The 11,679-nt window shown below is 68.2% G+C and carries 11 protein-coding genes; 4 read left to right on the forward strand and 7 right to left on the reverse strand.

The window, feature by feature from the left end:
- Positions 1 to 82: 82 nt before the first annotated feature.
- From QTN24_RS18585 to QTN24_RS18610, 6 genes are all read right to left on the reverse strand, one after another.
- Positions 83 to 2,236 carry a TonB-dependent receptor domain-containing protein gene (locus QTN24_RS18585; protein WP_313838894.1) on the reverse strand — a complete coding sequence of 718 codons (2,154 nt, stop codon included), beginning with the start codon at positions 2,234 to 2,236 and terminating at the stop codon, positions 83 to 85.
- A 108-nt stretch (positions 2,237 to 2,344) separates the two neighbouring features.
- Positions 2,345 to 2,758 carry a hypothetical protein gene (locus QTN24_RS18590; RefSeq protein WP_313838896.1) on the reverse strand — a complete coding sequence of 138 codons (414 nt, stop codon included), beginning with the start codon at positions 2,756 to 2,758 and terminating at the stop codon, positions 2,345 to 2,347.
- On the reverse strand, positions 2,748 to 3,935 hold the full coding sequence (locus QTN24_RS18595) for a GTP-binding protein (RefSeq protein WP_313838898.1): 1,188 nt from the start codon (positions 3,933 to 3,935) through the stop codon (positions 2,748 to 2,750). Before QTN24_RS18595 ends, QTN24_RS18590 begins: the two co-directional genes overlap by 11 nt.
- Before the next feature lie 193 nt (positions 3,936 to 4,128).
- Positions 4,129 to 4,815, reverse strand: coding sequence for an RNA polymerase-binding protein DksA (gene dksA / locus QTN24_RS18600; protein WP_253699984.1), 687 nt, complete (start codon positions 4,813 to 4,815; stop codon positions 4,129 to 4,131).
- A gap of 342 nt (positions 4,816 to 5,157) precedes the next feature.
- Complete coding sequence (locus tag QTN24_RS18605) at positions 5,158 to 6,261, reverse strand: GTP-binding protein (RefSeq protein ID WP_313838899.1); 1,104 nt, start codon at positions 6,259 to 6,261, stop codon at positions 5,158 to 5,160.
- Between the two features lie 70 nt (positions 6,262 to 6,331).
- Positions 6,332 to 6,862, reverse strand: a complete 531-nt coding sequence (locus QTN24_RS18610; protein WP_124682688.1) for a Fur family transcriptional regulator — start codon at positions 6,860 to 6,862, stop codon at positions 6,332 to 6,334.
- A 421-nt stretch (positions 6,863 to 7,283) separates the two neighbouring features.
- Between QTN24_RS18610 and QTN24_RS18615 the strand changes: the two genes are divergently transcribed.
- The 3 genes from QTN24_RS18615 (at position 7,284) to hslU (ending at position 10,406) form a co-directional block, all read left to right on the forward strand.
- Positions 7,284 to 8,270 (forward strand): tripartite tricarboxylate transporter substrate-binding protein, encoded by a 987-nt coding sequence (locus QTN24_RS18615; protein ID WP_124682687.1) that lies wholly within the window; start codon positions 7,284 to 7,286, stop codon positions 8,268 to 8,270.
- A gap of 250 nt (positions 8,271 to 8,520) precedes the next feature.
- Positions 8,521 to 9,057: an ATP-dependent protease subunit HslV gene (gene hslV / locus QTN24_RS18620; protein WP_124682686.1), complete on the forward strand. Its 537-nt coding sequence runs from the start codon at positions 8,521 to 8,523 to the stop codon at positions 9,055 to 9,057.
- Between the two features lie 17 nt (positions 9,058 to 9,074).
- Positions 9,075 to 10,406, forward strand: a complete 1,332-nt coding sequence (gene hslU, locus QTN24_RS18625; RefSeq protein ID WP_313838900.1) for an ATP-dependent protease ATPase subunit HslU — start codon at positions 9,075 to 9,077, stop codon at positions 10,404 to 10,406.
- A gap of 81 nt (positions 10,407 to 10,487) precedes the next feature.
- Here hslU and QTN24_RS18630 read toward each other — a convergent pair whose 3' ends face one another.
- Positions 10,488 to 11,015, reverse strand: coding sequence for a YcnI family protein (locus tag QTN24_RS18630; RefSeq protein ID WP_313838902.1), 528 nt, complete (start codon positions 11,013 to 11,015; stop codon positions 10,488 to 10,490).
- A 322-nt stretch (positions 11,016 to 11,337) separates the two neighbouring features.
- Here QTN24_RS18630 and QTN24_RS18635 point away from each other — a divergent pair, with 322 nt between their 5' ends.
- Positions 11,338 to 11,649 (forward strand): hypothetical protein, encoded by a 312-nt coding sequence (locus tag QTN24_RS18635; RefSeq protein WP_409559052.1) that lies wholly within the window; start codon positions 11,338 to 11,340, stop codon positions 11,647 to 11,649.
- Positions 11,650 to 11,679 lie beyond the last annotated feature (30 nt).

Here is an 11,679-nt window from a genome sequence, read left to right on the forward strand (position 1 = left end):
GTTGCCATGTCGCGTCTTGAACCGCTGGCCCTCACCCCCAGCCCCTCTCCCGCAGGCGGGAGAGGGGAGTCAAATCCCCCAATCAAAACTGCGTCCGCATCCCGATTCGCACGCTGCGGCCTGGCAGCGGGGCGATGTCGCGCAGGATCGACGTGGCGCTGCGGGCTTCGGTGTTGGTCAGGTTGTCGCCGCGCACGTAGAACAGCGTCTGGGTGCCGGACAGCTTGACCTTGTAGGTCAGCGCCACGCCGAGCATGGTGTACGCGTCGGTGGCCGTGTCGCCGGACGGCACGCGGCTCTGGCGGGCGTTCCAGTCGACGTTGACGCGGGCGCCCCAGGCGCCGGCGGCGTAGACCAGCGATCCGCCCAGGCGCAGCGGCGACAGGCGCGGCAGCGGTTCGCCGTTGCTGCGGTTTTCGCCGTGGACGTAGTCGGCGCGGGCTTCGAAGTCGAGCGTGTCGCTGGTGGTCAGCAGCTTGTTCAGCAGGCGGGTCTTGCCCTCGGCCTCGAAGCCGTACAGCGTGGCCGGCACGCCCAGGTAGGTCAGCTCGGGCAGCGCGCCGTCGCTGCCGGCGGCCACCACGTTGCCTTCGCTGTCGCGGTAGGCGCCCGTGTTCAGCAGCGCCAGGTAATTCTGGAACCGGCTGTAGTAGCCGGACACGCTGCCGCTGTGGTCGCCCTGCTTGAACCGCACGCCCAGGTCGATCGACGTCGCGCGCTCCTTGGCTGCATTCGGGTCGCCCACTTCGAACGATCCGGTGGCCAGGTGGGGGCCGTTGGCGTAGAGCTCGTAGAACGTGGGCGCCCGCTCGGTGTACGACAGGTTCGACGTCATCGTCCAGACCGGGTTGAGCTTGTAGAGCAGGCCGGCCGACGCGCTGCCGGCGTTGAAGCTGCGCTCGGCGTCGCTGAAGCGGTCGTTGCCGTTGGCGGTGGCCTTGACGCGGCTGTGGTCCAGCCGGCCGCCGAAGTTCAGCTTCAGGTCGCCGGACGGGATCAGCGGCAGTTCCTCGAACACGAAGAACGCGGCGTTGTCGGTGGCGGTGGACGGCACGAAGGCTTCCTCGCCCAGCGCCGAGAAGTTGGTGTGGCCGAACTGGGTGCCGATCACGCCGGTCATGTTGCCGATCTTGCCGTGCGTGGCTTCGATGCGGGCGTCCCAGCCGTGGTTCTTGAACGTGGTGCCGGTCTCGCCGTCCTCGATCTCGCGGTGCTCGTAGTCGGTGTAGCTGAACTTGCCCTTGACCGACTGGAAGATGCCGTTGGTGCTGCCGGCCAGGTTGCGCGATTCGCCTTCCACGGCAAAGCGGTCCTGCCGCATCTTGATGCGCGCGGCTTCCTCGGCCGGGGTGCCGTAGTCGTTGCGGTAGGTCGACCAGTTGGCGCCGACGAACCCGTCCGCCCACGTGTAGGCGCCGCCCATCGAGCCGCCTTCCTGGTGCGCGTTGGTGTTCGGGATCTTGCCGTACGGCTCGGTCTCGCCCTCGGGCAGGGGCTGGGTGGCGCGCAGGTTGCCGCTGCGGGCGTAGCCGGGGATGCGCAGGTCGCTGGTCTGGCGCACGAAGGCGTCGGCGTGCACGGCGAACCTGCCGTTGCCGGCTTCGAGCAGGCCGCTGGCGTTGCGGCCCTTGTCGCCGCCGATGGTGCCGCTCACGTCGGCCGCGCCGGTCACGCCGGTGATGGGGTCGCGCGGGATGCGGTTGTCGATCACGTTGACCACGCCACCCACGGCGTTGCCGCCGTACATCAGCGCCGCCGGGCCGCGCACCACCTCGATCTTCTCGGCGACGAGCGGGTCGATGGGCACCGCATGGTCATAGGACAGCGTGGATGCGTCCAGCGTGGCGCCGCCGTTCTGCAGCACCTTGATGCGGTCGCCGTCCAGGCCGCGGATGATGGGGCGGCTGGCGTTGGGGCCGAAGTAGCTCGACGTCACGCCGGGCAGGCTGTTCAGCGTCTCGCCCAGCGTGCTGGCCTGGCGCACGGTCAGCGCGTCGCCGCCCAGCGTGGAAACGGGCGCGACCATGTCGTTCAGGTCGCTGCCGAGCGGGTTGGCGGTGACCACCACTTCCTTGAGGGTCTGCGGGGAGGCGGGCTGGGCCACGGGCGCCACCGGGGCGGCCGGGGTGGCATCCTGCGCCACGGCGTGCGAGGAGAGGCCAGCGGCGATCAGGGCGGCGAGCGCCGCCAGCGGGGTGCGGCGCACCGCCGGAAAAAGGTTCTTGTTCGAGGACATGGCTCGCGATGCTTCGGATTCGGTGGGCGGGCGCGGCGCCACGCATGGCGTGGGCGCGCCCGTTCAGGCATGCGCGGACGCGCGGCATGGCGCCGCGTGCCCGGCTGTTCAGGCGAATGCGAAGGCGGCCGGTGGGGCGCGGGAGTGGAACGGGCGGGCGGCCGGCAGGTCCGGCCAGCGGTACGCCAGGCTGGCCGGCTTGACCGGCTTGCCGAAGACCAGCGGCGGCGGGGTGAAGCCGCCGGCATGGGCGTCGGCCATCGTCGCGCCGTCAAAGAGCACGCACGAGTGGAGGCCGAGCTTCAGGGAAAATGGTTCGCCATGGGTGTCGCCCGCGGCATGCTGGGCGACGGGCACGATGGCGGCCGCCGGCGCGGCGGCATTGGGCAGCCCGCCGTGGACCACGCGGTGCACCAGCCCGGCGTGCTGCGCCAGCAGCAGGCAGGCCACGAGCCACAGCGCCGGCCAGAAGCCGATGCCGCGCGCGCGCCAGCGTGCGAGGAGCGGGAAATCAGTGCGCATGCCCGCAGTCGCACGGTCCGTCGCCATGGTCGTGCCGATGGCCGTCGTGGCCGTGATCATGGTCGTGATCGTCGTCGAACGCATCGCCCCAGTCCGGGAACGGGTCCGGATAGGCCGCCCAGGCATCGGGGCCGGCCGCCATTTCCTCGTCGGTCAGCAGGCAGGCGTCGAGCCGGGCTTCCAGCGCGGGCACGTCCAGGTCGGCGCCGATCAGCACCAGTTCCTGGCGGCGGTCGCCGTGTTCGGCGGGCAGGCCGTCCTCCAGCAGGTCGGCGTCGATGGCGGCGCGGGCCAGGCCCTCGGCCGGCCATTCGTCGGGATCGATCGCGGCCCACCACGCGCCGGCCGCGCCGGGACGGCAGACGCCGCCGGCCTGGCTCCAGTCGCCGGCGATATCCATGCGGCTGGCCAGCCAGAACAGGCCCTTGGACCGCAGCACGTCGCCATGCTCGCGCATCCATTCGGTGTGGATCAGGTCGGCAAACCGCTGCGGGTGGAACGGCCGGCGCCGGCGATAGACCAGCGTGGCGATGCCGGCGGCGTCGGGCACCGCGTTGCCCTGCAGCGCCGCCTGCCATCCGGCTGCGTTGGGCGTGGCTTCCATGTCGAAGCGGCCGGTGCCCAGCAGTTGCGCGGCCGGCACGTTGCCCTGGCTCGCGTCGACGATGGCGGCGCGCGGGTTCAGCGCGCGCAGCACCACGTGCAGGCGGCCAAGCTGGCCGGCATCGACGAGGTCGATCTTGTTGATGACGATGACGTCGCAGACCTCGACCTGCTCGATCAGCACGTCCACCACGGTGCGGTCGTCGTCATCGTGGGCGGCCAGGCCGCGCGCGGACAGGAAATCGGCGTCGTGGAAGTCGGTCAGGAAGCGGCTGGCATCGACCACGGTCACCAGCGTGTCCAGGTGGGCCACGCCGGGCGCCTGTTCGCCGTGGGCGTCCTCGAACGCAAAGCCTTCGGCGATGCCCAGCGGCTCGTCGGTCGGATCGGCCTCGATGACCGCGAAATCGTACTGGCCGGTCTGGGCCAGCCGATCCACTTCCGCCAGCAGGTCGGCACGGCTGTCCACCACGGCCACACGCACGCCAGGTTGCGACATCAGCCGATGCAGCACGGTGGTCTTGCCGGCGCCGGTGAATCCGGACAGCACGGTGACGGGCAGGCGAGCGGGCATGGGTGGGAAAGCCGGTTGTTGCAACAAAGTTGCGACTGTAACAGAAAGGCCGTAGCGGGCATAGCAGCGGCCTTTCGCAATGGTAGTGCCGTCGCCGCGACGCCACAAAGGCAAAACGCGCCGCCAGAAAGGCAAAGCGGCCCGGATGACCGGGCCGCGCGGGCGATGACGGCGCGTCGGGCCGCCAGGGCGATCAGTCGCCGAACAGCTTCTGGCGCAGTTCGCGGCGCTGCTGGGCTTCCAGCGACAGCGTGGCCGTGGGGCGGGCCAGCAGGCGCGGCACGCCGATCGGCTCGCCGGTTTCCTCGCACCAGCCGTAGTCGCCGGACTCGATGCGCTGCAGCGACTGTTCCACCTTCTTCAGCAGCTTGCGCTCGCGGTCGCGCGTGCGCAGTTCCAGGGCGTGTTCTTCCTCGATGGTGGCGCGGTCCGCCGGATCGGGCACGATGACCGTTTCGCGCAGGTGCTCCGTGGTCTGGTCCGCATTCTTGAGGATTTCATCGCGAAGCTGCTCAAGGCGATTCTTGAAGAAGGCAAGCTGCGCCTCGTTCATGTAATCCTTGTCGCTCATCTTCAGGATTTCAGCTTCAGTCAGAAGTTTGTTGCTGCTCATGGTTCCTGCTGATTCTCTTGTTGATGCGACCGGCGGCGTCTTCGTCCGCTCGGGTGCAGTGGCCGCCCGCTTGCGCGGGGCGGCTGTTTCACTCTGGCTGGCTGCAGTCTTGCTGCTTCGCGTGCCTCCCTTGGCCTCGCCCGCATCGGCGTGCGCCGTACTGCCGCGGGGAGCTGGCGTCGCCTTTTCGGGCGAAGCCTTGAGCGTCTCCGCCGCAGCGGTACCTGTCTTGCTGCGGCTTTCCTTGGTCTTTGTTGCGGCTGTCATGGGGACACCTCTCTCAACGCGTCGAAGAGTGACGGCGCTCCGATCGTGGGGCCCCAGGCGGAGGGCGGTCTCCGCACGAAGCCAACGACCGCGCCTGCCGGCGGCCCCGCCTCATGCTGACGACGACCGCCGCCCTGCAAATACCGCTGGCACCCGGAGGTGCGCCGTCGGTATCAAATCCGGCCTATTGTACTTGAACAAATTTTTCGGAGATATGGGAGAAAGACCGACAAGAGACAGGAGTTTTCCCGGTATTCCCCACCCGACGGGAGGGTGGCGGGCGGCGGCGGGGCGGCAGTGCGTCCGGCCGCCGGGCGGCGGCGGACGCACCCGGGCGGGAAATCAGGCCAGGCAGGCGGCCAGGCCCTTCAGGATGGCGTCGCGGGGCAGATCCACGCCGATGAAGACCATCTTGGTGCCCGGCGTCTCGTCTTCCCACTTGGCGCCGATGTCGCTGCCCATCAGCTGGTGCACGCCCTGGAACACCACCTTGCGGTCCACGCCTTCCATATAGAGCACGCCCTTGTAGCGCAGCAGCTTCTCGCCGTAGACCGACAGGATGCCCGACAGGAATTCCTCCAGCTTGCCGTAGTGGAACGGCTTGTCGCTGCGGAAGACGAACGACGCGATGCGGTCCGTGTGGTGGTGATGGTGGTGGTGGTCGTGCGCATGGCCGTGGCCGTGGTCGTGGTCGTGGTCGTGCCCGTGGCCATGGTCGTGCGCGTGGTCGTGGCCGCAGTCGGTGGCGCAGTGCTCGCCGTGCTCGTGCGAATGGTCGTGCTCGTCGGCGCGCAGGAAGTCGGGGTCGATCTCCAGCTTCTCGTTCAGGTTGAAGCCGCGCAGGTCGAAGATCGTGTCGATCGGCGTTTCGCCAAAATTCACCGCGCGGATGGGCGCGCGGGCGTTCATGTGCTGCAGGCGGTGGCGCAGGTCGTCCACCTCGGCCGGGGTCACCAGGTCCGACTTGGTGATGAAGATGGCGTCGGCAAAGCCTACCTGGCGCTGGGCTTCTTCCTGCTTGTCGAGCTGGACGTTGCCGTGCTTGGCGTCGACCAGCGTGATGACGGCGTCCAGCAGGTAGCGCGACGCGATTTCCTCGTCCATGAAGAACGTCTGCGCCACCGGGCCGGGGTTGGCCACGCCGGTGGTCTCGATCACCACGCGGTCGAAGTCGAGCTTGCCTTCGTCGCGCTGGGTGATCAGGTCAGACAGCGCCTGGACCAGGTCGCCGCGGATGGTGCAGCAGATGCAGCCGTTGCTCATCTGCACGATCTGCTCGCGGCCGTCCTGCACCAGGATCTCGTTGTCGATGTTTTCCTCGCCGAACTCGTTCTCGATGACGGCGATCTTCATGCCGTGCTGCTCGTTGAGGATGCGCTTGAGCAGCGTGGTCTTGCCGCTGCCGAGGAAGCCGGTAAGGATCGTGACCGGGACGAGTTTGGACATGTTGTTGTGCTCCGAGGAGGAAGCCGGTAAGCCGGTAAGACAGGGCGGCAACCGCGCCGCCCCGGTTCAATCAGTGATCGCTGCCGCCGCCATGGCCGCCCGGCGCCTTGCCGCAGGCCGCGCAGACGCCGTTGACGGTCAGTTCGACGTGTTCCACCGCAAAGCCGCTCGGCACCTTGGGCGCCACGGACTTGCCGGCCGCCTCCAGGCAGTACGTGCGGTCGCAGCGCGTGCAATGGAAGTGGCTGTGCTGGCGATGGACTTCGGCGCGCGCGGCCTCGTGTTCCACCAGCGTGAAGCGGAACACGCGGTCGTTGCCGGCGCGCTTCTGCGCCAGCCCCTGGTCCACCAGCCAGTCCAGCACGCGGTAGACGGTCACGCGGTCCACGTCGCCATCGGCGGGCAGGCGGTCGATCACGGCCTGGTGCGTGAGCGGCGCCTCGGCGTCGATCAGGCACGCCAGGATGGCCACGCGCGGCTGCGTCACGCGCGCGCCCAACTGGCGCAGGCGCGACTGCGCCGCATCGACGCTGCCAGCGCTGTCGGCGGGGGCGGCACCGTGCCCGGTGTCGGCGTCCGGATGGGGGGTGGGGCGGTTCATGCGGGCGATTTAACCATAGGCCCTCACGAGTTGCAATTCAGTTGCACAAGCAGGGTCTTTTTTCGGATGGCGGCGACGTGCCTATATATATAGAGCGACGCACGCAAGGCGACTTGCGGATGCCCTTCGCACGCCGCCGACACGCTGCGGGAAGAAAATCCCAGTTTCATTACATTCGCGTTAGAAACGCCACATTCTCGCGGGTTAGCCCCTATACCTGCCGCTTGTTCCGCGTTGCTAACATCCACCTCCGGCTCCGCCTGTCGGCGGGGTTTGACGCTGCATGCCACCCATACATCCTGCCGATGGTCAGCGCGTTTTTCCGATATGGATCGACGCGTTCCGGCGCTGCGCATCGCGCGGTGCCGGCGGCAGGCGCGGCGTTGGAACGGGGAATCCCAGAAGGAACAGGAGAGACGTAATGAAACGAGTTGCAATGCATATCGCAGCCGCGCTGGCCGTTGCCGGCGTGGGTGCCTTCACGGGAGCCCAGGCTCAGGAATATCCGGGTAGCAAGCCGGTGCAGGCAGTGGTGCCGTTCGCCGCGGGCGGCCCGACCGACAAGGTGGCGCGCGAACTGACCGCCATCATGTCCAAGCACCTGGGCACGACGATCGTGATCGAGAACCTGGGCGGTGCCGGCGGCACCATCGGCGCCAAGAAAGTGGCGCAGGCCAAGGGCGACGGCTACACGATCCTGATCCACCATATCGGCATGTCCACCGCCCCGGCGCTGTACCGGAACCTGGGCTTCGACCCGCTGAAGGACTTCGAGATGGTCGGCGAACTGGCCGACGTACCGATGGTGCTGGTGGGCAACAAGCAACTGCCGCCGGCCACGTTCAAGGAACTGCTGCCGTACATCAAGGCCAACGCCAGCAAGCTGTCGCTGGCCAACGCCGGCATCGGGTCGGCGTCGCACCTGTGCGGCCTGCTGTTCCAGAGCGCCATCCAGACCGAGCTGACCACGGTGCCGTACAAGGGCACGGCCCCGGCGCTGACCGACATCCTGGGCGGCCAGGTCAACCTGATGTGCGACCAGACCACCAACATCGCCGGCCAGCTCAAGGCCGGGTCGCTGAAGCCGTACGCCGCGATGCAGTCGCGCCGCGTGGAAGCGTTCAAGGACATCCCGACGGCCGCCGAGCAGGGCCTGCCGGGTGTGGAAGTGAAGATCTGGCACGCGATGTACGCGCCGAAGGGCACGCCGAAGCCGGTGATCGACAAGCTGTCGGCCGCGCTGCAGAAGTCGGTGCAGGACCCGACCTTCCGCGCCAAGATGGCCGAACTGGGCGCCGAGGCCGTGCCGGCCCAGCGCGCCACGCCGGAATCGCTGCGCACGTTCCTGGCGTCCGAGATCAACAAGTGGACGCCGGTCATCAAGAAGGCAGGGGTGTACGCCGACTGAGTTGCCACGGATGCGCCGGCCGCCCGGCCGGTGCCCCCGAAGCCACGCCAGGGCCACGCGAACGACGCGTGGCCTTTTTCATTGGGCCGCCGCATCCGCCGGTGCGCCAGCGCGCCCGTGCGGAACCGCCGGGCGCCGCGCCGTGTCCGACCGTTTCCTATATTGGAAGACCGTGCCCGCCACCGGCCGCTCTTGAAAGCCCGTCATGTGGCGCCACCTACCCGGCTGACACCTCTCACGCAAAGGCACCATGGAACAGTATCACGGCACCACCATCGTCAGCGTCCGGCGCGGCAACCAGGTTGCGCTCGGCGGTGACGGACAGGTCACGCTCGGCAATATCGTGATGAAGGGGACGGCCCGCAAGGTCCGGCGCATCTACAACGGCAAGGTGCTGGTCGGCTTTGCCGGCAGCACGGCCGACGCATTCTCGCTGCTCGACCGCTTCGAGGCGAAGCTGGAAAAGTACCAGGGCAACCTGACCCGCGCGGCGGTGGACCTGGCCAAGGACTGGCGCTCGGACCGCGCGCTGCGCCGCCTGGAGGCCATGCTGATCACGGCCGACAAGGACACCACGCTGGTCATCACCGGCAACGGCGACGTGCTGGATCCCGAGGGCGGCATCGCGGCCATCGGCTCGGGCGGCGCGTACGCGCAGTCGGCCGCCAAGGCGCTGGTCGAGAACACTGAGCTGGCCCCGCGCGACGTGGTCGAGAAAGCGCTGACCATCGCCGGCGAACTCTGCATCTACACGAACACCAACTTCGTCATCGAGAGCCTCGACTGACGCGCCAACGGATTCCCATGTCGCAAACCATGACCCCGTCGGAAATCGTTTCCGAACTCGACAAGCACATCATCGGCCAGAACAAGGCCAAGAAGGCAGTGGCCGTGGCGCTGCGCAACCGCTGGCGCCGCCAGCAGGTGGAAGAGCCGCTGCGCCAGGAAATCACGCCGAAGAACATCCTCATGATCGGGCCCACGGGCGTGGGCAAGACCGAGATCGCGCGCCGGCTGGCCAAGCTGGCCGACGCCCCGTTCATCAAGATCGAGGCCACCAAGTTCACCGAGGTGGGCTACGTGGGCCGCGACGTGGACACCATCGTGCGCGACCTGGCCGAGATGGCCGTCAAGCAGACGCGCGAGTCCGAGATGAAGAAGGTGCGCACCAAGGCCGAGGACGCGGCCGAGGACCGCCTGCTGGACGTGCTGCTGCCGCCGCCGCGCGACATCGGCTTCCAGCAGCAGGAAGACAAGGATTCGAACACGCGCCAGGTGTTCCGCAAGAAGCTGCGCGAAGGCCAGCTGGACGACAAGGACATCGAGCTGGAAGTGGCCGCCGCGCTGCCGAGCATGGACATCATGGGCCCGCCGGGCATGGAGGACATGACCGAGCAGATCCGCACGATGTTCGCGGGCCTGGGCCAGGGCAAGAAGGCGCGCCGCAAGATGAAGGTGAAGGAAGCGTTCAAGCTGCTGATCGACGAGGAAGCCGCCAAGCTGCTCAACGAGGAAGAGCTCAAGCACAAGGCCATCGCCAACGTGGAGCAGAACGGCATCGTGTTCCTGGACGAGATCGACAAGATCGCCAGCCGCAGCGACGTGGGCGGCGGCGAGGTGTCGCGCCAGGGCGTGCAGCGCGACCTGCTGCCGCTGGTGGAAGGCACCACGGTCAACACGAAGTACGGGATGATCAAGACCAACCACATCCTGTTCATCGCGTCGGGCGCGTTCCACCTGTCCAAGCCGAGCGACCTGATCCCGGAACTGCAGGGCCGCTTCCCGATCCGCGTGGAGCTGGAATCGCTGTCCGTGCAGGACTTCGAGGCCATCCTGACGCAGACCGACGCCAGCCTGACCAAGCAGTACCAGGCGCTGCTGAAGACCGAGGAAGTGGACCTGCAGTTCGCGCCGGACGGCATCCGCCGGCTGGCCGAGATTGCGTTCTCGGTCAACGAGAAGGTCGAGAACATCGGCGCGCGCCGGCTGTACACGGTGATGGAGCGCCTGCTCGAAGACCTGTCGTTCCACGCGGCGAAGTCGTCGGGCGCCACGGTGACCATCGACGCCGCCTACGTGGACGAGCGCCTGGGCGACCTGGCGGGCAACGAGGACCTGTCGCGCTACGTGCTGTAACGCGGCGTCATCGCCCACGCAAAAGAGCCGGACGAGGGTCCGGCTCTTTTTTTGCCTGGGCGAATCTGCCGCGCGCGTCGGTCAGTGGTTGTGCCCCGCGTGGCCGGCCGGGGCGACGAGTTCCAGTGCCGGGGCGGGCAACTTCAGCTCGCGCGGGTTCTGGCCATCGGCCGGGATCTGGGTCCACTCGGACCTGCCGTTCTCGCATTCCTGCACCACGGGGAAATAGAGCTTGCCGGCCTGCTCGGGCAGCTTCATCAGCAGCTGGAACTCGTCGAAATGCTGGTCGGACAGCGTGTTGCCGGACCAGCGGATGGTGCGCACGTCGTCCTCGATGGTCCGGCCGTGCGAGGTGTAGGGCTTGGCCAGTCTGGCGCGCTGCACGTCGAGCTGCCAGCCGGGCTTGGGCTGCGGACGCGCGCCCTGCACGCCGTCCGGGACGGTGACAGTGATGGCCTTGGTCGCGCTGCCCTGGCAGCCATGGCCCACCAGCAGCACGCCCTTGAAGTAGCTGCCCGCGCTGGCCTGCTTCTGTTCGAAGACGATGTGGGCCGAGGCCAGCGACGCGGCGGCGGCCAGCAGCAGGGCGATGAACGTGCGGAAGATCATGGCGGAACGGAGATGGACGGAAAGTGCGTCAGTCTAGCGGCGGGCCGCGATGGCCACCCTGCGGCGTGGTGCCGCAGTGGCGCGGCACCGGCAAACAAGTCGGCCGTGTTTCAGCGCCGTGCCGCGCGATCTCGGCCCCGTAACCCGCGTAAGCATTGGTAAGCATGCTGGCGTCCGGCCCCGCGCCGATGCGACCCTTGCGCACCTTGTTGGTCGATGGACCGATGCGGGAGCCACCGCATTCTGCACAAATACCTACCGGGAGTCTGCCTTGCGCACCACCTTCTTCAAGAGCAACCGCGTGCGAAAACGCCGCGTTGCCATGGCCACCGCCGCCGTGGTCGGCGCCATCACGGCCGCCACCGTCTTTCTCTGCGTTCGTCCCGCCATGCTGCCGACGGCCACCGCCGCGGCCATGCCGGCCGAGTCCGTCACGCCTGCCAAGTCGGGCAAGTCGGACAGGTCGGCCAGGTCCGGGGATTCGACCGGCCGCGGCGCCGCCGTGGCGGCCGAAGCGATGGCGTCCGGCGCGCTCGTCACGCTGGCCGACCGCCACGCCCGCGACGCGGCGCGCATGGCCGAGGCGTCGAACGACGACGACCTGGGCTGGGACTACGTCCAGCTTCGCCTCTGATCCGCTTGTCGATCCTCCGCCGGCGCGTGC

Source organism: Cupriavidus sp. SZY C1 (assembly GCF_032190535.1).
In the GTDB taxonomy this organism is placed as follows: Bacteria; Pseudomonadota; Gammaproteobacteria; order Burkholderiales; family Burkholderiaceae; genus Cupriavidus; species Cupriavidus pauculus_C.